Source organism: Micromonospora kangleipakensis (assembly GCF_004217615.1).
Classification (GTDB): Bacteria; Actinomycetota; Actinomycetes; order Mycobacteriales; family Micromonosporaceae; genus Micromonospora; species Micromonospora kangleipakensis.
In genome coordinates, this window is the sequence record NZ_SHLD01000001.1 from 2,260,546 (window position 1) to 2,283,169 (window position 22,624).

Here is a 22,624-nt window from a genome sequence, read left to right on the forward strand (position 1 = left end):
GGTGGCGCAGACGCCGCGCACTCACCGTTGCCGGTGCCACTCTCGCCGCGACTGCCGTTCGGCTGGGTGGCCTCCCGCGCTCCCGCCGGCTATCGGGCCAGATGTCGCGCCGTCCCAGCCGACCCCACGCGGTTCCACGGTGGGGCCGTATGACCCGTTGTGTCCGGCTCGGGCGGTCAGGCCTGATCCCTGCGCCGGCCAGGGCGGGCCGGACCCCGTCGTGGGCGGGTCCGCGCGTCGGTGCCGGGTTCGGGCGTCGGGCAATTCCTCGGTACGGGTTCCGCTTCGCCTCCGCCCGCGTGTTCGGTGCTCGATGGGTGTGTCGGCTGCATGTCGCCGATGTGGCGGTGTCCCGGGGGCGCGGATACCGTCAGGTCGGCGTTGGTGCCGGCTGTCCGGTTCGGCTGACCGGCGACTTGCCGCGTGGGCCGGATGCCCGGTTCGGGGTGTGACCGGCGGCATCCCCGGGCCGGAATCGTGGCGGGGGCGGGGTCGTTACATCTGGCGTACGACCGAGTACCTGGCCCGCTCGAGGGGCCGGACAGGCCCCGGGAATGATGGTGGCCTGCCGGTCGTTACACATGGTCCCGGCGCCGCGAAGAGGCCCCCGCCCCGCGGTCGAACCGGGCAGAGACTTTCCCCCCTTGTACGTGTCAGCGCCTGACGGTGCTTGCGCATGTCCCGGCCCCCACCGGGTGTGCGCCAACCCCCCAAGGAGCTTTCCCATGAACACGATGCTGCGTAAGAGCGTGCTCGGTATTGCTGGTCTGGCGTTCGCCGGTGGTCTGGCCGCCGGTCCGCTGAACCACCACGACGCCACCCCGACCAGCGCGATGACCCCGGCCGCCGTGCAGGCCGACAAGCCCGACATGGGCAAGCTGATCCCGCACGGTGTGCAGGGCGAGCAGTCGAAGATCTCCCTGAACGATGAGCAGACCGGCAACGCGAAGGCGATCATCGCCGCGACGAAGAAGGCGGGTCTGCCGGAGCGGGCCGCGGTGATCTCGATCGCCACGAGCCTGCAGGAGTCGAAGCTGGAGAACCTGGGTCACCTGGGTGACCGCAACGACCACGACTCGCTGGGCCTGTTCCAGCAGCGGCCGTCCTCGGGTTGGGGTACGCCGGAGCAGATCACCGACCCCGAGTACGCGACCCTGGCGTTCCTGAAGGGTCTGAAGCAGGTCGACGGGTGGCAGGACATGCCGCTGACCGAGGCCGCGCAGACGGTGCAGGTGTCGGCCTACCCGGACGCCTACGCCCAGTGGGAGAAGCAGGCCGCCCACATCGTCGCCCAGCACTGGAACAGCTGACCCATAAAGCAACACGCCGCTGGCCGGCACCCCAAGACAGGGGTGCCGGCCAGCGGCGTATTCAGCTTCGGGCGACCCGCCATCATGGAGACCCTCAGACGTGGGCCACCCGGCGGTCGATTGTCCCGGTTCGCCGTAACGCCCATTCTGCGGGTGCCCCCGGTCCAGGTGGAACCGGGGCACCCGCGTCCGTGGTGTTGAATGTAGACAGTCTGCTGCCGGAGGTGTGCTGTGCCCGAACTCTCCCTGCTGATCGAGCCGTCCGCGCCGTTGCCCGACGACCGGGTCGAGGCGCTCGCCACCGGGCTCGCCGAGGACCTGCGCACGGTCCGAGGGTTGCAGATCGGGTACGCGCAGTCGCCGGCCACCACGCACGGCAAGTCGCCGCAGGCCTGGGAGCTGGGGATGCTCGCCGTCGGCGGGCTCTTCTCCGCCACCACGATGCAGGCGATCGCCCGGATCGCGGTCGCGTACGCGGACCGGGTCCGGGCGCGCTCGATCCGGCTCCGCAGCGGCGACAACGAGCTGGTCGTGACCGGGTCGACCCGGGTGGACCCGCAGCTCGTCGAGCAGCTGGCCCGGCTGCTGGCCGTACCCGCGACGACCGATCCTTCGGCGGGCGCCGCGCTGCCCGCGGCGCCCGGGAACCGCGGGGGCACCCCCACCGGGAGCTGAGGCGTGGGACAGCGACGGGCGCTGCTGATCGCCAACGACCGGTACATCGACGACTCGCTGGCGGACCTCTACGCTCCGCGGGAGGAGGCGCGGGACCTGCTGAGCCTGCTGGCCGACGCGGACGTCGGCGCCTTCGACCAGACCGTGCTGCTGGAGAACGAGTCGAAGAGCTCCATCGAGCGGGCGATCGAGTCGATGCTCCGGGCGGCCGGCCCGGAGGACCTCGTCCTGCTCTACTTCAGCGGGCACGGTGTCCGCACCAGCAAGCGGGGCCGGTTGCACCTGGCGGTGGCCAACACCGAGCTGGACCACCTCTCGTCGACCGCCATCTCCGCCTCCTTCGTCCGGGAACTGCTCGACGAGTCGGACGCGGCCAGCTCGGTCATCCTGCTCGACTGCTGCTACAGCGGGGCGTTCGAGGGGCACGGCCTGAAGACCACCGACGACCTCGCCATCGACGGCGAGCTGAAGACCGGCTACGGCCGGTACGTCATCACCGCGACCAACTCCGTGGAGCGGGCCGACGACGGGCGCCCGGCCTCCGACACCGAGCCCCGGCTGCGGTCGGCCTTCACTGAGACGATCATCCAGGGGCTGAGCACCGGCGCCGCGGACATCAGCGGCCAGGGCCGGATCACCCCGGACGACCTCTGGCGGTACGTGCACCTGGAGCTGCCCAAGCGGTCGGCGCAGACGCCGTGCCAGTTCGGCAGCGCGAGCGACGAGATCCACATCGCCCTCTCCCGGGACGGGCACCACCGCCACCGGCACCGTCGGGACCAGCGGGATCCCCGCCTCGGCGACCTGCTCGGGCCGCTGGAGCCGACCGGCGAGGTGAAGCTCTGCGCCACGGCCTGGCGGCGGCGCGGCCTGCTCAAGGTGCCGGTCGGTCAGGCGCAGCGGATCGACCAGCCCGCCGGGGAGCCGGTCTGGCTGGACCTGGCCTCCTCCGAGGGGCACCTGCTGGTCATCGGCGGGGCCGGCACCGGCAAGACCACCCTGCTGCGCACCATCATCGGCGGGCTGGCGCTCACCCACTCCGCCGACGAGGTGGCGTTCAACTGCCTGGAGTCCGGCGGGAACTGGCTCGGGCCGATGCGGCGGCTCCCGCACGTGCGTGAGGTGCGCGGCGACGACGAGGTGGGCGACGTCAGCAAGCTCCTCGACCGGCTGGAGCAGGACGTCCTCGACCGCAAGCAGCTCTTCCGCCACCACGAGCTGGAGTCGCCGGCGAGCCTGCGGGCCCGGCGGGCCGACCTCGACGCCGGGCCCTGCCCGGACGTCTTCCTGGTCGTCGACCGCTGGCAGGACTTCGCCAACCTGCTGCCCGACTTCACCCCGCGCGTGGTCGACCTGGCCAACAAGGGCCTCGGGTACGGGTTCCACGTCGTCATCGCGGAGCGCAGCTGGCGGGCCATCCCGGAGGAGCTGCGGGAACTGCCGCAGACCCGGATCGAGACGCGGTTGTCAAAGCCGCACGAGTCGCTGATCAACCCGGACCAGGCGGCGCGCCTGCCGCTCAACCTGCCCGGCTGGGCCATCCACGGGCGGCGTACCTTCCGCATCGCGCTGCCGGATTTGTCGGCCGGCGACGCCGAGGGCGAGGCGGAGATCGAGGCCGGCGTGCCGGACAGCGGCGGGGTGATGGTGTCGGTGATCGCCGAGGCCTGGGGGACGGCCTCGGCGGGGACGACGCCCACCACCGGTCCCACCCCGGACGCGGAGCAGCCGGACGAGACCCTGCTCGTCCTCGGTGTGCCGGACCGGGCGGCGCTGTGGCACTTCGAGGGACGGCGTACGCCGCTCGGGCCGGACCACCTGCGGGTGCCCGTCGGTCTCGACAACTGGGGGCGCCCGCTGCTGCTCGACCTGAAGGAGTCGGCCCAGGACGGGATGGGCCCGCACGGCCTGCTGGTGGGGGCGACCGGGTCCGGCAAGAGCGAGCTGCTGCGGACGATCGTGCTGGCGCTCGCGGCGGCCCATTCCCCCGACGAGCTCAACCTCGTGCTGATCGACTTCAAGGGCGGCGCGACGTTCGGCCCGCTGGCCGAGCTGCCCCACGTGAGCGCGTTGATCACCAACCTCGCCGACGACCTGGCGCTGATCGACCGGCTGGCGGACGCGCTGACCAGTGAGCTGCTCCGCCGGCAGGAGGTGCTCCGCGCCGCCGGCAACCACGCCAGCCGCTGGGACTACGAGCGGGCCCGGGCGGCCGGCGCCGAGCTGCCCTCGCTGCCCACGATGCTGGTGATCTGCGACGAGTTCTCCGAGCTGCTCACGGCGCGCCCCGAGTTCATCGACGTCTTCGTCCAGCTGGCCCGGGTCGGCCGGTCCCTCGGGGTGCACCTGCTGCTGGCCAGCCAGCGGCTCGAGGAGGGGCGGCTGCGGGGCCTGGAGAGCCACCTGTCGTACCGGATCGGCCTGCGGACCTTCTCCGCGATGGAGAGCCGGGTCGTGCTCGGCGTGCCGGACGCGTACGAGTTGCCGAGAGCGCCCGGCCACGGCTACCTGAAGGCGGGTACGACGATGACCCGCTTCCGCGCCTCGTACGTCTCGGGGCCGCCGGTGGCGGACGGCGCCGCCGTCCCGCCGGAGGTGGTCGGGCGCAGCCCGCTCGACATCGTGGTGGAGCGGCTGCGCGGCCGGGGGAGCCGGGCCCACCAGATCTGGGTGCCGCCGCTGGCCGAACCGTCCACCCTGGACGAACTTCTCCCGCCGCTGACGCGGGACCCGGTCCGGGGCCTCACGGTCGCCCGGGACCGGCGGCTGCTGACCGCGACCGTCGGCCTGGCCGACGTGCCCAAGGAACAGCGCCGCGAGCCGCTGCGCCTGGAGCTGGGCGGGGGCGGCGGCAACGTCGGCGTGGTGGGCGCGCCGCTCTCCGGCAAGAGCATCGTGCTCCGCTCGATCGTGGCCTCGCTGGCGCTGACGCACACCCCGCGGGAGGTGCAGTTCTTCTGCCTCGACCTGGGTGGCGGGGCGCTGCGGGCGCTGGAGCGGTTGCCGCACGTCTCCGGCGTCGCCACCCGCCGGGACGCCGAGGCGGTGCGGCGTACGGTCGCCGACGTGAGCGCGGTCCTCGACGCCCGGGAGGCCCGCTTCGCCGCGGGCGGCGTGGAGTCCATGGCCGCGTACCGGGCGCGCCGGGCGGCGGGGGAGTTCGCCGACGACCCGTTCGGTGACGTGTTCCTCGTCGTGGACGGGTGGAGCGCGTTGCGGCAGGAGTACGAGGAGCTGGAGGAGGTCGTCACCGGCATCGCCCGGCGTGGCCTGGGCTTCGGGATCCACGTGGTGCTCACCGCGGCCCGTTGGCTGGAGATCCGGCCCACCCTGCGGGACCTGCTGGGCAGCCGGTTGGAGCTGCGGCTCGGCGACCCGAGCGAGTCCGAGATCGACCGGCGCGCGGCGGCGAACGTGCCCCGGTCGCCGGGGCGTGGGCTGGCCCCGGGCCGGCTGCACTTCCTGAGCGCCCTGCCCCGGATCGACGGCCGGAACGGCGTGGAGGACCTGGCCGAGGCGACGGTCGAGCTGGCGGATCGGGTCGCGGGGGCGTGGCCGGGCCGGCCGGCCCCGCCGGTGCGGCTGCTGCCGCGTCAGCTGCTGGTGGCCGAGCTGAACGAGCTGAGCGACCCGTCCGGGACCGGGCTGCCGATCGGGCTGGACGAGTCGTCGCTCGCCCCGGTCCACCTCGACCTGGACCTGGAACCGCACCTTATCGTCTTCGGGGACGCGGAGTGCGGCAAGACGAACCTGATCCGGCTGATCGCCCGGCAGATCGTGGCCCGCCGTACGCCCGCCCAGGCCCGGCTGGTCATCGCCGACTACCGCCGTGGCCTGCTCGGCGCGGTCGAGGGCGATCACCTGCTGGAGTACGCCCACTCCCGGCAGGTCCTCGCGGAGGGGCTCGGCTCGATCCGCGAGGCGATGATGAACCGGCTGCCCGGCCCGGAGGTCACTCCGCAGCAGCTGCGCGACCGGAGCTGGTGGCACGGGCCCGACCTGTACCTCCTGGTGGACGACTACGACCTCGTGGCCAGCGGCGGCAGCAACCCGCTCAGCGTGCTCTACGACCTGCTGCCGCAGGCCCGGGACATCGGCCTGCATTTGATCATCGCCCGGCGGGTGGGCGGCGCCGCCCGGGCGCTCTACGAGCCGGTGCTGCAACACCTGCGCGAGTTGGATTCGCCGGGCCTGCTGATGTCCGGCAACCGGGAGGAGGGGGCGATCCTGGGCGGGTTGCGACCGCAGCCGCTGCCGGCCGGCCGGGGGACCCTGGTCCGCCGGCAGGACGGCGCGCGGGTCGTCCAGACCGCCTGGTCGGAGCCCTGACCGACGCCGGGCAGGTCAGCGCGGCGGGGGCAGGGCGTCGAGCAGGTCGGCCACTCGCGCCCGCCCGAAATGTGAGGGCCCATGAGCACCCCATCGACCACGGTCACCAGCCGTATCTGTCTGGACGTGCTCGGCTCGGCGCGGGCCCGGCGGGAGCGCTATGTGGGCGAGTGGATCCCCGAGCCGCTGCCCGAACCCGCGGAGTGGCTGACCGGACGGCCGGTCGACCCGGCCGACCGCGTCACCCTCGACGAGTCGATCAACATGGCGTTCCTGGTGATGCTCGAGTCGATGACCCCGGCAGAGCGCGTCACGTTCATCCTGCACGACGTCTTCCGCTACCCGTTCGGGGAGGTGGCCGAGATCGTGGGGCGTACGCCGGCGGCCTGCCGCCAGCTGGCCTCCTCGGCCCGTCGCCGCGTCCAGGCCGCGCAGGCTCCCACCACCCCGGCGACCCGGCAGGCCGACGTTGTCAGAGCCTTCAAACAGGCGTGGGAGGCCAAGGACATCGAGGCCCTCATCGGCCTCCTCGACCCCGCCGCGACGGCGATCGCCGACGGCGGCGGCCTCGTCAACGCGCTGCTCCGCTCGGTTGAGGGCAGTGAGCAGATCGCGCGCTACACCGTCGACATCACCGGCCGTGCGCCCGGGATGACGATGCTGGAGCGCACGGTCAACGGCCGGCCCGGCCTGGTGGCCCAGCGGGACGGCGTCACCGTGATGGTGATCGCGTTCGACATCGTCGGTGACCGCATCAACCAGATCTGGGCGGTACGCAACCCGGAGAAGCTCCGGCCCTGGACCACCGCCTGATCGTGCCGCGCCAGGCTGACGTGACCATCGAGCTCTACATGGACCGAGACAGCGTCGCAGGTACCACTAAACCTGTGTGAGTGAGGGACGAATGCTGCAGTGGTCGCGTTGTGGTCGGGGCTGGCCCGAGTGCGCGGCACAGCCCCTTCGGAGCCGCGCCGCGCGCCAACCTGAGTCACATGGTCCGTCGCCGGACCGCCGAGACAATCACAACTGGTCCATGAACAGCGTGAATGCGGTTCGGGTTCTGCCACATCGGGTCCACGAGCGGGATTCTTGTATGGGAATGTCCGAATTTATGATACGGTCGCGCCGCCCCTGACCTGCGGCGACGCCGGTTCGTAGCCACGTTCGGTCTCGGGCGGACGCTGGGCCCGGGTTCCCTGGTGGGCAGGAGTCTGGCCGCGAGCGCCACGATCCGGTCGTGGAGGCCGACGTAGATTTTCCGTACGGCTTCGATGCCTTGTCCGGCGGGATCATCGAGGTCCCGGTCCTCGTGCCGCTGCCCCGGTAGTAAGGGCTGGAGCACTACGGCGCACGGTAAGCGGCAGATGTGCGCACCCGATCATGCCAAGGCGACGGTGTCGCCCGCTGGCCGGCGAACGCGACGAGCCATACCCGCGCGATCGCCATGACAGCGTCTGGTGCCCTACTGCGATCCCGGTGGGAATGTCGTTGCCTGCCGTGTTGACCTGTCCGGGCACGCCTGAAGGGTGCCGGCCGAGATTTGGACATCTCGGCGGGTGCGGCCTTGCCACGCTCAGGCCCTCGCTGGGCCCCGCGCCTTGATCCCGCGCCTTAGCGTGGCAGGGTGGCAGCACCCCGCATGGCACCGCCGTCGGAGATGAGCCGCCGGCTGACGTTCCTGTTCGCGGTGGCGGCGGGAGTGGCCATCGGCAACCTGTACTGGGCGCAGCCGCTGCTCAGCTTCATCGCAGGCGACCTGCGCGCCGCGACCGCGACGGCCGGCTGGCTCGTCACCGCGTCACAGGTCGGGTACGCCGTCGGCGTGCTGCTGCTCGTGCCGCTCGGCGACGTCCTGGACCGCCGCCGGTTCGTCCCGGTGATGCTGCTGACCTCGGCCGCCGCACTGCTGCTGTGCGCGCTGGCGCCGTCGATCGGCGTACTCCTCCTCGCACTGGGCGTGCTCGGCGTGACGACGATTTCCGGGCAGGTCCTCACACCGCTCGCCGGGGACCTTGCCGGCGACGCCCACCGCGGCCGGGTTGTCGGCGCCGTCGGGTCCGGGACCCTCACCGGTATCCTGGCCTCCCGCACGATCAGCGGGTTCGTCGCCGTTGCCGCCGGGTGGCGTGCGATCTTCGCCCTCGCCGCGGTCGTCGCCGTCCTGCTCGCGGTCCTGCTCTATCGCGCGATTCCACCGCTGGCACCGCGGACGCGCATGCCGTACCCGGCGCTCATCGCCTCGGTCGGCGCGGTGGTCATGCGCGAGCGGGCGGCCCGATGGACGCTGGTCCTGGCCGCCACCGGGTTCGCCGCGTTCTCGTTGCTCTGGACGGCGCTGACGTTCCTGCTCAGCGGCCCGCCGTTCCGGTACCCGGCACCGGTGATCGGGCTGTTCGGGTTGGCCGGCCTCGCCGGTGCCCTCGCCGTCCAGCACGCCGGTCGTCTGCACGACCGAGGTTGGTCGCTTCCGGCCACCGGCGTGGCATGGGTATTGGCCCTCAGCTCCTTCGTCGTAGCGGCGTTCGCCGGCCGGTCCGTCGTGCTCCTCGTCCCCGCGATCATCATGATCGATGTCGCGCTCCAGGGGCAGGCCCTCCTCAACCGGGCGCGGCTGTTCGCCGTCTCCCACGAGGCCCGCAGCCGGCTCAACACGGCGCTGGGCACCGGCAACTTCATCGGCGGTGCGATCGGCTCTGCCGCCGCGACCACGCTCTGGTCCGCGGGCGGCTGGACAGCGGTCACGATCGCGGGAGCGGCGCTTTGCTGCTTCGCGCTCACCGTGTGGGCGCTGGGACGTCGGGGTCCGCTCGTAATCCGCTTCGCCGTGACGGACAACTGTAACGGGCCGCAGCGAAACCTCCCTCAACCGCGCGACATTCGCACGTAGCGCTCGTAGCGCTCCGGAGTCGAACCCCGCCATGACGCCCCTCGTGCGCAGTCCACGCGTCCGCTTCTCGGCACGTCCGGACGGCAACCGGGCCAGCTCGGCGTGACGCTGCGTAGCGCGCGGATCGCGGCTAAATGAGGACGTTGCCGGGTTTACTCGGCGCTGAGGATGCGGTCGATATCCCACAGGTGGTGGTGTGCGTCGTGGGCGTTGTTCCGTGCCACGTCCTCCGCTCGCTGTGCGCCCCGAGTGGCGTGTTGCAGCACCACGCAAGAGGCAAGGGCAGTTTCCACGGACTCCGCCCAGCCATCGACGGCCCAGCGCAACGACCACAACGCGCCGGCCAGAGAGATCTTGTTGTAGTGGCGTGCCTGGGACAGAAGGTCGGGATCGTAGCCCGGCACCTCGGAGACTCCGGCCAGGTAGCCGCCAGCGAGGCGTTCGGCCCAGGTCCGGAGGTTGTCTGTTACGTGGCTGACGTACGCCGCGGTCGTCCAGGTCAGGTCCGGGTGTCTCTCCTGACCAGTCGCATCAGCTAGCCGCTTCGCGTACGCATCGGGCATCGCCCGGACCAAAGTGACGGCTTCTGCTGGGGTCAGCTCCCAGCTCAAGCCACAACCATGGCAAGGGTTTCCGTAGAGGTCAGCTCCCCATCTCTCCATGAGCGGTCACCCTATCGAGGCGGAGGATCATGACGAGGATCAACCGGCGCGACTCTTCCGACAAAACGAGCGCACCCTCATCGGCACAACCGCGCGATCAGCGGCATGTGCGTGCGTGGCTGCCGCTGCGGCTCGCCGTCGATGCTGCCTGGTGAAGGGCGCGGGAGCCCTCAAGCAAGCTTAGCGGTTGCTGGTCGTCGTGTTCCGAAGCATGGTGGTGAGTTCGCGCGCCCGTCGTTCGCCAGGAAAGTCAGCGGCAAACAGTCCGGGCAGCAGAGCAATGCCAAAACCGGCAAGGACCGGGATCAGCAGGAAAATCGTGATCCCGAGTGAAGCAGTCAGGCCGTCGTCGGCCCACCGCGGCCGGATCGGCGCTTGCGCGATCCACTTGCGGCCTAGCGCCAGACCGGCTAGGGCGGTCAGCCCGTACGCCGAGGCGAACAGGCGGGCAGGCAACGTGTCTGGGCGAGCAAGACCGACAACGAACAACGCGGACAAGGCCACGGCCAGCAAGCGTGACGACCAGAACGGCGGCAATCGCGATCCTGCGACGTCTGTGGTACTCACTGCCACGTCCATGCCATGTTCCGCCAACGAACGGTGCAAGAACGATAGGGCCGTTGGGGGTCGCGATGGTTCGAACGTATCTGCCCCGGTCGGCATGGGGCGCCCCGCGCTTCACAAGCCGGAGGGTACAGCGTGAGCACACCGAAGGGACGGGGCCGGCGTCGGCAGACGTCCTCATCTCGGCACGACAGGACGCCTAGCGCCAGCCTGGCTGGCCACGGACGGTGATGGGTGTGCTGAGACCGACGCGCCCTATCCGCGGCAGATGAGTGCACATGATCATGAAGATGCCGATTGCGGCGAGTTCGGAGGCTTGGCCTTTTGCGGGTAAATCGTCTCGTGACGGGCCAGCATGGCAACGAACTCGCCGATCTTCCGCTCGCGGGTCTGCGCCCGTTTGACGGCATTGACGCGGTGGATGAGAGCGAACCGGTTGGTTTTGGTGAGTACGTCGAACATGGCCTGGGCGGCGGGGTCGGCAGCGATGGCGGCGAGTAGGTCGGCCGGCACCTCGGCTTCCGACGGCGGGGCGTAGGCGGCCGCCCACCGCCCGTCCGCCTTCGCGGCTTCTACCGCGACGCGGCCTGGGGGCAGCATTCGCCCCTGCGCCTCCAGCCGGGCCACGTGGGCGACGTTGCGTTGTGACCAGGAACTGCGGGGCCTGCGAGGGGTGAACCGGATCCAGGAGGTTTCCTGATCCCGTTTCCGGGCCTGCCCGTCGATCCAGCCGAAACACAGGGCCTCGTCGACCGCCTGCTGCCACGTCAGCGTCGTGACTGTGCCGCCCTTCTTGGCCAGGGCGAGCCAGACACCGGGCGACGTGGCGTGGTTGGCCGACAACCACGCGCGCAGCGCCTCGGCGTCCGCAACGATCAACTCATCCAGTTCGGCGCTGCCCATGACGGCAGGCTATCGCTGCGCCGTTGTCGCAGCCTCTGCCTGTGGGCCAGACCGACTCGCCGGGCTGCCGGCGCGCCGGTCGCTCGGCGTCGGGGCAGGACCTCGACGCTCAGGACGGTCTCGACGTCGGGCCGGCATGTCGGACTCCTCGTGCACGGGCCGGTTGCGGCGAGCGTCGTCCACGACCACGGGCCTCTGACAATCGCCAGCGCCATCCACGGTGGCGGCCAGACGCCGTACGAGCCGGCCACGCCCGGCGATCCAGCCGTGCACCTCAACCGCTCGGTCTGCGGCTGTGAGCGGACGTCCGCGCACTACTCGTTGATGAGCTGCTCTCGAAGAATGTCTGCGTGCCCACAGTGCTGGGCGAGCTCGCGCAGCACGTGGAGATACACCCACCGCAGCGGAAGCGGGCCCCGCCGGTGCCCGTGAAGGATGTCGTCCAGACCCAGGGATGACGTCGCATGGCGTGATGCTTCGCAGGCTTCGCGGTGTGCGTGCTGGACGGTGGCGATCGTGTCGTCGTCATCGAGGATGAACGACTCGTCTGACGTCGCAGGGATGCCGATCTCAGCGCGCGACCGGCACGTGACGGCTTCGTCAAACCAGACCTTCTCGACGAAAGTCGCGTGCTTCACAAGACCCAGCAGCGTGGTCCGGGAGGCCACCAACGATCGGCGCACCTGTTCCTCTGTCAGCCCGTCCAAGCAGCCATTGAGCGCGCCGCGGTGCTCGTCGAGGAACGCCTCGAACTGGGCACGGGCTGGCTGTGCGACGACCTGGTCGGCGAAGGTAGGCGGGTAGGAAGGCGTGGGCGAAGCATTCCAGACCGTCGCCCAGGAGCAACTAGCGGACATCGGCACGAGCGGTCGGCTGACTTGTCGGTCTCGCAGGTGCGGCCCCTGACGCCCGATCGGCGGCAGTTGAGTATGCGCGACCGATTCGGTGCGACTCAGTCCCACCAGATGGCAACGGCAAGCCGCCGCCGCGCCGCATGTGCGTAGAAGTCGCGCAGCGCGGCGAAATGCCGGTGCAGGTACGGCCCCGGGTGCCCATCGAACTCGCGCATGTCGATGGTCAGCAGCGCCGCCGTTGCATCTTCAGGAAGGACGGCCAGCACCGCCTCCGTCTCAACCTGCCCAAGCAGCCTGGCAACCTCAGCGACGATGTCCGGTTCAAGCGCCGCCACGGGGTGCTCCCACACCGTGTTTTGGCGGCCGCGGTAGGCAGGATTGATCTCCACGTCGCCGCCGAGCCCGCGCCGCAGCGCTACGAGGATCGGCGTACTGACCTGCGCTAGTTCGAAGACGCCGACGAGCGGTGCCGGCACCCAATCGAGGTCCAGGTAGTCCGATGAGGGCAGCAGCTCAAACGAACAGAGCTTGTCCAACTCCTCCACCGAGCCGCGGCACACGGCAAGCTGCTCGGGCGAGAGTCGTGCCAATTGCTGCGTTACCGCCACGCCCGAGAGTTTCTCAGACCGTCGATTGCCACCGCCTACTGAACGCACTCACCTCGGCAGGATCACGCGCCCGCTGCCCGGCCCTTCGTGACGCACGGCGAGACCGGGTCGGCGGCAGATCCGTACGACCTACGCCGAGGAGCCCGCAGTGTCGGCAACGACGGGTGCCGGCCGAGTCGATGGTGTCGATCAGCAGTTGTCCGCATCCGGCGCTGTTGGATCGCTGAGCTGTAACCGCTCGCGTAGCCGCCGCGCTTCGCGACCGCGGTAAACCCGCAGGACGCTTTCCAGGGTGTCGCGTACGTCCGGATCGGGATGATCGGCCAGGTATGCCAACTCCTCGGCGCCGCCGCGCCGGCCTTGGCCCAGCTCGCAGAGCACGTCGATGATCTCGTCGGCGGTGCTCGCCGTCCGCAACCGCATCATCAGCTCAAGCTTCGGCTTGGGTGGCTCGTCGTAAGGGAACCGGCGGCGCAACTTGGCCACCTTGTACCCCCCGCGCGGGAGACAGGATGGACACGGGCAGGGCCGCCGGCCGTGGGCTGCCGGCAAGTACCGCCAACCGACTCCCTGCGGAACGTTACGGATCCGTCGTACCTCGGCGCTCGTGATCGCGCGGGGCACGAACACCTCGTAGCCGCGCGGGATCGTCGAGCTCACGCACCGCCGCGACCGCTCGTGCAGCGGCGGCCTCGCGCGGTGGGGCACCGTAGCGCCCGACGGTCACCGGCTCGTCGTCGGGCAGCCGCAGATGCACCCCTACCAGCACGCCCGAGTGCCAGCGCCGCAGCTCACGAACCCACTGGTAGGTGAGAGTGAACGACGGCAGCACCGGCATGCAGTACACGCCCCGTCCGCCGGCCCACCCGTGACTACGCGCGCCGATTCCCGAGCGCTCGATGCGTCGAGCCGACTGCGCCACGGTGATGTGCACGAACTCCGCCATTGCCAGGATGGTAACCGGCCGGCGGGTGGTGATGGTCACGAGTTCTCGGGCGCCCTACACGATCGGAGCGACGGACAACGCACTCATCTCGACATGTGCGTATGCCGGCCGAGTCAGCACTTCGTAACGCCGCGTAGCGCGCGGATCGCGGCATGTGCGGACGTCCGCTGTGAGGGTGCGGCCATCTCGTCCAGCCTGAGATGCTCGGCGTATGGGTGATCGACCACCGGAGGGATACGTTGAGCCGATCTCGGTATGGCTCGTGGAGTTCCTCGACAGCCGCCAGCCGGGCGAGAGGTTCCAAGCGGGAGCGTTCACGACGGAAGAAGAAGCGCAGCGGCTTCTAGAGGCCTTGGGGCAAGCCGGCGGCTATGAAGAGCTCTGCATCAACCTGGTGCCAGTTCACGCCCGGCTGGAGGATTGGGACTGGGACCGCTGAGTGTCCCGCTCGCGGCAGATGAGGATGTCGAGCCGGCAGCTCGCAGCGGAAAGATCAGCCGTGTGCCTGACTGATCAGCGCCTGTCTGAGCGCGTCGAGTAACCCTCGGCTAAAGGGGCTGTCCGCGTCCGGCGTCACGATCGTGACCAGCGACAAGCGGCGGTGACCAACGTCGCCGAGTACGGCTCGAAGCCAAAACCCCTTCGTTCGTAGGGATTCTCATTGAGCTGGATCTCGACCGCCGGCTGGCTGGAGGACTCGTAGAGCACCGCGAACGGTCCCTCGGCGTGCTCCATGAGTGAGTACCCGACATCGTCCCAGCGCCGCTCCATCTCCGCATCGCGCGCGACATACACCCCACCTGCGCCGGCCGGCACCTGTGCACGCGTCCTCCCCCATGGGAGAAACGGCCCGACATGCTCCCCGCCCAAGGCGACCAACATGTTCGGCCATCTGCCATGCAGACCGTCCAGCATCGCTCGGATGCCGGTTTCGACCGGCGCACCGGTGATGAGAACCGTGTCGTATCCCGTGATCATCTGCGCTCCGCTCGGCCACGGATCCGTCCGCTCGCCCGTGCTGTTTACGGCACGCGTCGTACTCGCGCCATTCTCCGTAGGAGATGATCGCACTGAAGATCGTCCGAACGGCATCCTCAACTCGGCAGATCCGGTAACTTGATCATGAGTGCAACTTTCCTGGCACCACTGTGCGGGCCGATCTCTCATTGTCGGGAGCGACGCGGTCGAGGTGGTGGGTGCGCACCGCCCGGCCGGAGGTGGGTCGACCACCTGCCGACCGCAGCCGCTCGGCCGGCTACGCCGGACGTGCAGCCCACCGCTGTCCGTCCCCGCAGGGCACTCGGCATGGCTCAGAACACGTGCCGACCTGGCCAGAGCTTTTTCGTGTCCATGGCGATGGCCGGCTGCTCGGTGGGTGCTCGGGAGCGGTGGGACCGTTCCGGCCGTTGGTGGACGTGGTGCCGTGACCATGGACACGTGCTCGGGTCTGACGGGCGGCGGCGAGCGGTTCTCGCGCCGGGGGTGCTCCGGCCCGCCGGCGCTTCGCCCAATGGGGACGGCATCGCCCGGCGGCTGACTGACCTCGGGGTTTGATCTCGTCTCATGCCTCCGAAACCGTGATGCACTTTGGAGTCAGCTGCGGTCAGTGCTGCCGGCCGGCGCCTCGCCGGCCAGCCGGGTCGCCGCTTTGAACGCCGTCGTCCACGGGAAGGCTTTCTGGCGACTGTTGCCGCTGCCCGGTGGGTGTGGCTCCCATCCGTCGTCGGTCCCGAGAAGGACTCGGACGCGCTCATCGCGGAGGCCCGCCACGGCGCGTTGGAAGGGTGCGCGGGCGGCCAGTGCGGCGTTGACGAACGGGACGACCACGGTCGGCACCTGCCGGCCGATCAGCTCGGCGACCGTCGTCATCGCGTAGTTGTCGGCGATGCCAAGGGCGATCTTGTTGACGGAGTTGTAGGTGGCGGGGGCGATGATGAGCGCGTCCGCGGCGGGGAGAGATCGGCGGGTGCCGAGGGACGACCGGTAGGCGGACCGGACCGGGTGCCCGGTTAGCCGCTCTATCGCTTCGGCGTCGATGAAGTCGAGGGCGCTGGGGGTGGCGGTGACCGCCGTTGTCCACGAATGCTGTGTCGCGGTGGTGACCAGTTGTGTCACGTCCGCGGCGGGCCCGGCAGCACAGACGACGATCTGCAGGTGGCCGCGAGTCATACGCGGATCCCGGCGTGCTGGGCGAAGTCGAGGGCAGCGCTGCGAACGTGCCCCCGGGTAAGGACTGCCAGGTCGCTGACGATGCGCTGAACCGCTGGCCGGCACCGGATCTCCTCTGGTGCCACGTCGTACGCGCTGCGTAGCGCGTTCAGGCCGTGCTCGTAGCGTCCCCACTGCGTGTAGGCGCGGGCCATGTCGACGAACAGGGTGGCCTTGCGTTCGGCGAGGCGGATCTTGTCCAGTGGTACCTGGCGGGCGAGTGCGATGGCGGTGCCGGCGTCGCCCAGGGTCAGCGCGATGTTGACGCGGTGCAGCAGGACGTTGGTGGCACCGAAGCCGGTCCACCGGTCGTTGCCGTCGTAGCCGAGTCGTCCGGCGGCATGGGAGGCCTCGTCGAGCATGGCTTGTGCGCTGTCTCGGTTCTCGTCGCGGGCGGCGGCGATAGCACCGCGCAGCAGCAGGGCGCCGTAGACGGCCACCGCGTCGGTCGAGGCAAGTCGGGTGCCGCGTCGGAGGGTCTCGGCCGCGTCTTCGGCAAGCTGCCGTGCCTGAGTGCTGTGGCCGTTGCTCATGAGGGCGTGGGTCATGATCCGGGCGCTCGCGGCCATCGCCACCGGGTCCTGACTGATCGAGGCGGCGCGGGTGCTGCGTTCGGCGGCGACCAGGGCCATGCCCTTGTCACCGACCTTGAGCAGCACGCTGCCGACGACGTGGTAGAGGTCGCTGGCCAGGGCATCGACTCGCGTTCGCTGCTCGCCTTCGGCGTCCGCTCGAGTTGGTTCCAGGGCGGGCAACAGGGCCACGAGCCCGGCGAGAACCTGCTCGTAACGGCATGCCTGGTAGTCGATCTTCGCGGTGGCGACATCTTGTGCGAACTGTCGGAGGGGTAGGGCAACTGGCTCGGCGTTGCGAGGTCGTGGTGCGACCAGTGCTTCGAGCAGGGTTGCGACGGTCGGCAGGGTGATGCCGCTGATCGTCACGCCGGTCAGGAGATCTCTGCGCCGCACGTCGCCGTCCGAGTCGATGTCGTCAATGCCGCCTTCGCCAGTATGGATGTGCGCGTCGGTGACGGGCAGCGTCGCGGGATCCGCAAGTGCACCGCTGGTACCTGCTTTCACCAGTGCTTCGAAGCGCTCGCGGACGTCCGGGGTGGCCCGCGTCAGCACCGTGTCCAGGGCGGCCTGCATGTCGGCACGCAGATGGATCTTGTCGCCCTGGCTGCTCCACTTGGCCACCGTCCGCCGGGCCGCGCCCAGGTGTTCGGCGAAGCCGGTAACGCTCATCCGCAAGGCCTGGCGCAGAGCGTTTGCTTCCCGGCCGGTCCAGGTCGTCACCGCGGCCATCGCACGTCCTCTCGAGGGGGACAGTCGGCCGGACGATCGTAACGGCGATTGGCGTGCTGGCAGGTGCACCGTGAGTGCACCGACAGGTCATCCCCATCGTCGTGCTCACCGGGCGAACCTGATTGTGCTGGTGCGCCGCCCACGGCGAGTAGGTGGCCGGCACGCAATCGCAACCTCACGCCGGGGAGCTCGAGATGAACGACGGGATCGCCGGGAGACAGGAGTGCGCCCTGGTGCTTCGGCCGCTGACGTCCCAGCCCGCTCCCTTACGCGTGCATTTGACGCCCCGCCTGCGTACCGCCATGAGGGCTGCGTCGGTGGGTGATCGGCGGGCTGCTCCCGGCCGCCGTGATGCGGCGGTGGGCTCGCCTTTCCCCCGGCGAGCCCACCGTCCGCCGTCTCGGGTGGGGGCGCCGGCATGACGGTTTACGTCTCGCGTAACGCGATGGCCGACCAGTCCCGGCGGCGGCCTGAGCCCGGGCATGCGTCCTCGCAGTGGCAGGTGCGGCCTGCTGATCCGCCGTTGCTCACCCATGTGTGGCGGCGGCTGTTCGAGCAGCAGGCCCGGGAGGGTGATCGCCGGTGACCGGGCAGCAGCGCCGCCCGTCGGCGCACCGGATCGGGCCCGCTGCGGTGGCGCATCTGCCGTTGCGCCCGCTGTGGTTGTGCCGCCGGTGCGGGCAGCCGTGGCCCTGCGGTGCGGCGAAGCTCGCGCTGGTAGTCGAGTACCAGGACGCGCCGGTGAGCCTGTTCCTCTATCTGGCCGGCTGCCTGCACGACGCGATCGACGATCTGCACCGGCTCAACCCGAGCGTGACGGGCAGTGCCGCGGACATGTTCGACCGGTTCCTCGGCTGGCCCGCCCGGCACACCCACGCCTACCGCGTCACCACCTTCGAAGGCGCGCGGACCGAGGAGCCGTCACCGTGAACGGCATTGGTCTCATCGCCGAGTTCGTGACCGCCCGCAACACATGCGCGGATCACTGCGCCTTTCTACGACTTCTGCCGTGGAGCGCCCAGCCGGCAACCGCTACTTCGAGCACTCGACGTTCACCGCCCGCGAGACCGCCTACCTCAAAGGGCACCCGGGCATCGACAGCGGGTCGCTGCCCGACCACCGTCACGCCGAAATGGCGAGCTCCGTCGCGTCCAGCCGGGCCAGGTCCGCCGGGTCGAGGAGCAGGTCGGCGGCCGCCGCCGAGTCACGGATCGTTGCCGGCCGGCTGGCGCCGGGAATCGGCACCACCATCGGGGACCGGGCGAGCAACCAGGCCAGGCAGACCCGTTGCGGGCTCACGCCGTGCTCGGCGGCGACCGCGTGGAACGCCGTGCCGGTTGAGGCTGGTCCGGACGGGTCATCGAGGGAACTGCGTGAGATGCCGCCGAGCGGGCTCCAGGGCAGGAAGGCGAGCCCCAGGTCGTGGCAGAGCTGCAGCACCGGCTCGCTGTCCCGGACTGCCGGCGAGTACCGGTTCTGTACCGCGACCAGCCGATCGCCGAGGATCTTCCGGGCCTGCCGGAGCTGGTCGACCGTGACGTTCGAGACGCCGGCCATCCGGACCTTGCCGGCGTCGACCAGGTCCCGCACCGCGCCCACCGAGTCCGGCCAGATCTCCGGGTCCGGCTTGTGCAGCTGGTACAGGCCGATCGCCTCGACCCCGAGCCGGCGCAGTGAGGCGTCGCAGGCCCGTCGCAGGTGCTCCGGGGTGGCGGTCACGGTCCACGAGCCGTCCCCCGGGCGGCCCCGCCCTCCCTTGGTCGCCACCAGCACCTCGGCCGCCCCCGGATGCCCGGCGAGCGCTTTGGCGATCAGTTCCTCGTTGTGGCCGGCCTCCCCGGCGTACCAGTGATAGGAGTCGGCGGTGTCGATCAGCGTGACGCCGGCGTCGAGCGCGGCGTGGATGGTGGCGATGGCCCGGTCCTCGGCCGGCCGGCCCTCGATGGACAGCGGCATGGCGCCCAGGCCGATGGCGCTTACCGGAACGTCACCGATCGCGCGTGACCGCATGCCGGCCCTCCTGTGTCGCCGCCAGGGCGTCGTCGATGGCCGTCGGGAGCCAGTCCCGGACGGCGCCGAACCGGAAACCGAGCCGCTCGGCCCGGCCGTTGTCCATCGCGTAGTACCGGTCGAACGAGAACGGTGACGCCGGGCCGTCCGCGACGACCTGGTAGCGGGGCGGCGTGCCGACCCGGGTGGCTACCAGGTCGCACAGCTCGATGGCCGTCAGCTCGCCGTGCGACGTCGCGTTGACCGGCCCGACGAAGTCCGCCGCGGCCGCCCAGCGGAGGAACTCGGCGATCTCCCGTTCCTGGATGAACGAAGTCGGCAGCGGATCAGGGTGCACAGCGACCGGTTGCCCGGCGCTCACCCGCTCGACGTAGTGGGCGAGCCGCCCGGTGAAGTCCCGGGCCCCGCCGCCGAGGACGTGCGCGCTGCGCACGCTGGCATACCGGAACGGCGCCGATCGGGTGAACATCGCCTCCGCCTGCCGCTTCCCCTCCGCGTAGCCGGTGGCCGGGTCGAAGACCGTGGCGAGCCGCTCGGGGTCGTGCCAGGGCAGGTCCAGTCGCACGGGCCAGTCCGCCGGCCGCACCGCGTCCTCCACCACCGGCACGCCGGGGGCCGCCGGCAGGCCGCCCGGCGAGGTGGCCGGGTCGTACACCTCCATGGTGGACGTCATGATGTAGCGCCCGACGCGGTCGGCGAAGACGCGGCACGCCACCTCCGCCTGCGTCGGGGTGTAGCAGACCTGGTCGATGACCACGTCAAAGGTACGGGGGCCGCACGCCGCCCGCAGCGCTGCCTCGTCGTCCCGGTCGGCGACCAGGTGCGCGACGCCGGCCGGGGGCGGGGAACCACGGTTGACGACGGTGACCCGGCTGCCGGCCTCCTGGAGCAGGGTGACCAGCAGCCGGCCGAAGTACCGGCTACCGCCGATGACCAACACCTCTCGCATGCGATCGACCTTGACAGCCCGTGGCTTCCAGCGGAACTGTCGATTTGATTAACGCGTTGTTAGGAGATCTGATGATCGACCCGCACCGGTTGCGGATCCTGGAGGCGGTGGCGCTGCACGGCAGCTTCAGCCGGGCGGCGGCGACCCTGCGGCTCACCCCGTCCGCCGTCTCGCAGCAGATCGCCGCGCTGGAGCGCAGCATCGGCACCGCGGTGGTGGCCCGCAGCACCCGCGGGGTGACGCTCACCGAGGCGGGCCGGCTGCTGGTCGACGCGGCAGCGGTGATCTCCGCCGAGTTGCGCCAGGCCCAGGCGCAGATCGACCGGCTGGCCGGGCCGCTCCGGCTGACCATCGCCACCTTCAGCAGCGGCGGCCGGCACCTGCTGCCGGCCGTGCTCACCCGCTTCGTCGCCGCACACCCCGATGTCGAGGTGAACGTGGTGGAGATGGAACCGGAGAGCAGCCTCCCGGCGGTCCGCGACGGGGCGGCGGACCTCGCCGTCGCGTACCAGTTCGACGGTCCGCTACCCGGACGGACCGGGGACCGGTCCGGCCTGGAGTGGACGCCGCTGCTCGCCGACCCGCTGTCCGTGGTGACCCCGCGGAACCACCGGTTGGCCGGCAAGGAGTCGGTCGACCTGCTCGACCTGGCCGACGAGCGGTGGGTGCTGGGTTGCCGCCGGACGGAGGCGTACCTGCGGCGGTTCGCCGCGCTCGCCGGCTTCGAGGCCCGGTTCGCGGGCAGCACGAGCGACTACTTCTTCGCCCAACTGCTGGTCGGTGCGGGCGTGGGCGTGTCGCTCATCCCGGAGATCGCGCTGCTCCCGTCCGCGCCGGAGCTCGCCGTCATCCCCCTCGAGCCGCCCCGGCCCACTCGGCACATCGGCGTGGTCACCGCCCGCCGTCGCCGGCCGCGCCCGGAGGTGGACCTGCTCGTCACGGAGCTGGGGGCCGTCGCCGGGGCACCGCACCGGACCGGGCCAGTTCACCGCTGAGGTCCGGCGGGGCGCGGCGGGCCGCGAGCCGCAACGTCAACCGCTGGTTGACGGAGTCGGGCCGTCAACCTATGGTTGACGCATGACGAATCCCGTGCAGATCAGCAACCCGGTACGCCTCGACGAGCTGATCGAGGCCATCAAGAAGGTGCACACCGACGCGCTGGACCAGCTCAGCGACGCGGTGCTGGTCGCCGACCACCTCGGCGACGTCGCCGACCACCTGATCGGCCATTTCGTCGACCAGGCCCGCCGCTCCGGCGCCTCATGGACCGAGATCGGGCGCAGCATGGGCGTCACCAAGCAGGCGGCCCAGAAGCGGTCCGCCGCCAAGGCGGAGACCGCCGCCGCCCTCGACCCGAACGCCGGCTTCGGCCGCTTCACCGACCGGGCCCGCAACGTGGTGGTCGCCTCCCAGAACGAGGCGCGGGCCGCCGGCAGCCCGGAGATCCGCCCCGAACACGTCGCCCTCGGGCTGCTCGCCGAGCCGGACGGGCTCGCCGCCCGGCTGATCGTGGCGCGAGGCGTACCGCTGGAGCGGCTGCGGGAGGTCGTCACCGCGACCTTCCCGGCGCCGGCCGACCAGGTCCCCGAGCTGATCCCCTACGACGCGCGCGCCAAGAAGGTGCTCGAGCTGACCTTCCGGGAGGCGCTGCGGCTCGGCCACAACTACGTCGGCACCGAGCACATCCTGCTCGCCCTGCTCGAGGAGGAGGCGGGGGAGGGCGTCCTCACGGGACTCGGCCTGAACAAGTCGGAGATGGAGGTGGCCGTCACCGGCGCCCTCGCCGAGGTCGCGCGGCGGCCCCAGTCCTGACATCCCGCCCGACTCAGGTGCGGCGCGCACCCGAGCGGGCGGCGTGCTCAGTCGGCGGTGGGGAAGCCGTAGCGGGCGGCGTGCTCCGGGTCGGCCGGGTCGACCTGGCGGATGCCGGCGTCGGCGAGGCGCTTGTTCACCTCGTCGAGCCGCTCCCGTACCAGCCGGGCCTCCTCCTCGGTGACCCGGCCGCGGTGCGGCTTGCCGGCGTGCTCGATGGTGCCGTAGTCGACCTTCTCCGCGCTCTTGCGGGCCTTCGGCGGCTTCACCCGCTCGGCCGTCCGCAGCAGCTGGGCCATCGGCACGTCGGTGGCCATCGCGTCGAACTCGCTGGCGGTCAGCACCACCCGGCGCGGCTCGCCGCCGCCGTGCCGGTCGTGGATCTCCACCACCGCCACGTCCAGCGCAGCGTCGTCGATGCTCTCCACCTCGACCGGGGTGGCATCCAGTTGCACGGGGCCGGCGACCAGGTCAGGGTGCTCCAGCACGACGACGCGGACCACCTCGTCGTCCCGCTGCAGAACCGTGCCACTGAAGTCGGAGACGTGGATCGTCTTCTTGCCCATGCGCGGAGCTTCTCCTGTCGTAGGCCGAGTTTTCGGA

At 70.8% G+C, this 22,624-nt stretch carries 23 protein-coding genes; 10 read left to right on the plus strand and 13 right to left on the minus strand.

Features of this window, described 5'->3' with window-relative positions; genetic code table 11:
• Positions 1 to 725: 725 nt before the first annotated feature.
• The 5 genes from EV384_RS10995 (at position 726) to EV384_RS11020 (ending at position 9,201) form a co-directional block, all read left to right on the plus strand.
• Positions 726 to 1,310 carry a hypothetical protein gene (locus EV384_RS10995; RefSeq protein WP_130332601.1) on the plus strand — a complete coding sequence of 195 codons (585 nt, stop codon included), beginning with the start codon at positions 726 to 728 and terminating at the stop codon, positions 1,308 to 1,310.
• A gap of 231 nt (positions 1,311 to 1,541) precedes the next feature.
• A complete protein-coding gene (locus tag EV384_RS11000) occupies positions 1,542 to 1,985 on the plus strand; it encodes a hypothetical protein (RefSeq protein ID WP_130332603.1) in 444 nt (147 codons plus the stop codon).
• A gap of 3 nt (positions 1,986 to 1,988) precedes the next feature.
• Positions 1,989 to 6,314 (plus strand): type VII secretion protein EccCb, encoded by a 4,326-nt coding sequence (eccCb, locus tag EV384_RS11005; protein ID WP_130332605.1) that lies wholly within the window; start codon positions 1,989 to 1,991, stop codon positions 6,312 to 6,314.
• 81 nt (positions 6,315 to 6,395) lie between these two features.
• A complete protein-coding gene (locus EV384_RS11010; RefSeq protein WP_130332607.1) occupies positions 6,396 to 7,127 on the plus strand; it encodes a sigma factor-like helix-turn-helix DNA-binding protein in 732 nt (243 codons plus the stop codon).
• An 811-nt stretch (positions 7,128 to 7,938) separates the two neighbouring features.
• Positions 7,939 to 9,201, plus strand: a complete 1,263-nt coding sequence (locus tag EV384_RS11020) for an MFS transporter (protein WP_242624013.1) — start codon at positions 7,939 to 7,941, stop codon at positions 9,199 to 9,201.
• 152 nt (positions 9,202 to 9,353) lie between these two features.
• Here EV384_RS11020 and EV384_RS11025 read toward each other — a convergent pair whose 3' ends face one another.
• The 7 genes from EV384_RS11025 to EV384_RS11055 form a co-directional block, all read right to left on the minus strand.
• Entirely contained in the window at positions 9,354 to 9,812 is a 459-nt protein-coding gene (locus EV384_RS11025; RefSeq protein ID WP_130332609.1) for a DUF4156 domain-containing protein, read from the minus strand.
• A 231-nt stretch (positions 9,813 to 10,043) separates the two neighbouring features.
• A complete protein-coding gene (locus tag EV384_RS11030) occupies positions 10,044 to 10,430 on the minus strand; it encodes a hypothetical protein (RefSeq protein ID WP_130332611.1) in 387 nt (128 codons plus the stop codon).
• Positions 10,431 to 10,709: 279 nt separating this feature from the next.
• Positions 10,710 to 11,330 carry a YdeI/OmpD-associated family protein gene (locus EV384_RS11035; RefSeq protein WP_130332613.1) on the minus strand — a complete coding sequence of 207 codons (621 nt, stop codon included), beginning with the start codon at positions 11,328 to 11,330 and terminating at the stop codon, positions 10,710 to 10,712.
• 314 nt (positions 11,331 to 11,644) lie between these two features.
• Positions 11,645 to 12,292, minus strand: coding sequence for a DinB family protein (locus EV384_RS11040; protein WP_242624014.1), 648 nt, complete (start codon positions 12,290 to 12,292; stop codon positions 11,645 to 11,647).
• Positions 12,283 to 12,792 carry a DUF1877 domain-containing protein gene (locus tag EV384_RS11045; protein WP_130332615.1) on the minus strand — a complete coding sequence of 170 codons (510 nt, stop codon included), beginning with the start codon at positions 12,790 to 12,792 and terminating at the stop codon, positions 12,283 to 12,285. The genes EV384_RS11040 and EV384_RS11045 overlap by 10 nt, the downstream gene beginning before the upstream one ends.
• A 189-nt stretch (positions 12,793 to 12,981) precedes the next feature.
• On the minus strand, positions 12,982 to 13,278 hold the full coding sequence (locus tag EV384_RS11050) for a hypothetical protein (RefSeq protein WP_130332617.1): 297 nt from the start codon (positions 13,276 to 13,278) through the stop codon (positions 12,982 to 12,984).
• Positions 13,279 to 13,372: 94 nt separating this feature from the next.
• A complete protein-coding gene (locus EV384_RS11055) occupies positions 13,373 to 13,777 on the minus strand; it encodes a hypothetical protein (RefSeq protein WP_130332619.1) in 405 nt (134 codons plus the stop codon).
• Positions 13,778 to 14,000: 223 nt separating this feature from the next.
• Between EV384_RS11055 and EV384_RS34765 the strand changes: the two genes are divergently transcribed.
• A complete protein-coding gene (locus EV384_RS34765; RefSeq protein ID WP_165439917.1) occupies positions 14,001 to 14,177 on the plus strand; it encodes a hypothetical protein in 177 nt (58 codons plus the stop codon).
• Between the two features lie 134 nt (positions 14,178 to 14,311).
• On the opposite strand, the gene EV384_RS11060 is transcribed toward EV384_RS34765, so the two are convergent.
• The 3 genes from EV384_RS11060 to EV384_RS11070 form a co-directional block, all read right to left on the minus strand.
• A complete protein-coding gene (locus EV384_RS11060) occupies positions 14,312 to 14,716 on the minus strand; it encodes a hypothetical protein (RefSeq protein WP_130332621.1) in 405 nt (134 codons plus the stop codon).
• A 615-nt stretch (positions 14,717 to 15,331) separates the two neighbouring features.
• Positions 15,332 to 15,907 carry a flavoprotein gene (locus EV384_RS11065; protein ID WP_130332623.1) on the minus strand — a complete coding sequence of 192 codons (576 nt, stop codon included), beginning with the start codon at positions 15,905 to 15,907 and terminating at the stop codon, positions 15,332 to 15,334.
• Positions 15,904 to 17,250, minus strand: a complete 1,347-nt coding sequence (locus tag EV384_RS11070) for a hypothetical protein (RefSeq protein ID WP_130332625.1) — start codon at positions 17,248 to 17,250, stop codon at positions 15,904 to 15,906. Before EV384_RS11070 ends, EV384_RS11065 begins: the two co-directional genes overlap by 4 nt.
• Before the next feature lie 418 nt (positions 17,251 to 17,668).
• Between EV384_RS11070 and amcA the strand changes: the two genes are divergently transcribed.
• Positions 17,669 to 17,836, plus strand: a complete 168-nt coding sequence (gene amcA / locus EV384_RS37045; RefSeq protein WP_341273626.1) for a multiple cyclophane-containing RiPP AmcA — start codon at positions 17,669 to 17,671, stop codon at positions 17,834 to 17,836.
• Entirely contained in the window at positions 17,833 to 18,180 is a 348-nt protein-coding gene (locus EV384_RS11075) for a hypothetical protein (protein ID WP_130332627.1), read from the plus strand. The genes amcA and EV384_RS11075 overlap by 4 nt, the downstream gene beginning before the upstream one ends.
• Before the next feature lie 192 nt (positions 18,181 to 18,372).
• Here EV384_RS11075 and EV384_RS11080 read toward each other — a convergent pair whose 3' ends face one another.
• Together EV384_RS11080 and EV384_RS11085 are read right to left on the minus strand one after the other, a co-directional pair.
• Positions 18,373 to 19,260 carry an aldo/keto reductase gene (locus tag EV384_RS11080; RefSeq protein ID WP_130332629.1) on the minus strand — a complete coding sequence of 296 codons (888 nt, stop codon included), beginning with the start codon at positions 19,258 to 19,260 and terminating at the stop codon, positions 18,373 to 18,375.
• Complete coding sequence (locus EV384_RS11085) at positions 19,238 to 20,209, minus strand: Rossmann-fold NAD(P)-binding domain-containing protein (RefSeq protein WP_130332631.1); 972 nt, start codon at positions 20,207 to 20,209, stop codon at positions 19,238 to 19,240. Before EV384_RS11085 ends, EV384_RS11080 begins: the two co-directional genes overlap by 23 nt.
• 71 nt (positions 20,210 to 20,280) lie before the next feature.
• On the opposite strand from EV384_RS11085, the gene EV384_RS11090 reads away from it, so the two are divergent.
• Complete coding sequence (locus tag EV384_RS11090; protein WP_130332633.1) at positions 20,281 to 21,204, plus strand: LysR family transcriptional regulator; 924 nt, start codon at positions 20,281 to 20,283, stop codon at positions 21,202 to 21,204.
• Positions 21,205 to 21,286: 82 nt separating this feature from the next.
• Positions 21,287 to 22,021: a Clp protease N-terminal domain-containing protein gene (locus tag EV384_RS11095; RefSeq protein WP_130332635.1), complete on the plus strand. Its 735-nt coding sequence runs from the start codon at positions 21,287 to 21,289 to the stop codon at positions 22,019 to 22,021.
• A 47-nt stretch (positions 22,022 to 22,068) separates the two neighbouring features.
• On the opposite strand, the gene EV384_RS11100 is transcribed toward EV384_RS11095, so the two are convergent.
• Entirely contained in the window at positions 22,069 to 22,587 is a 519-nt protein-coding gene (locus EV384_RS11100; RefSeq protein WP_130332637.1) for a hypothetical protein, read from the minus strand.
• Between the last annotated feature and the right edge of the window lie 37 nt (positions 22,588 to 22,624).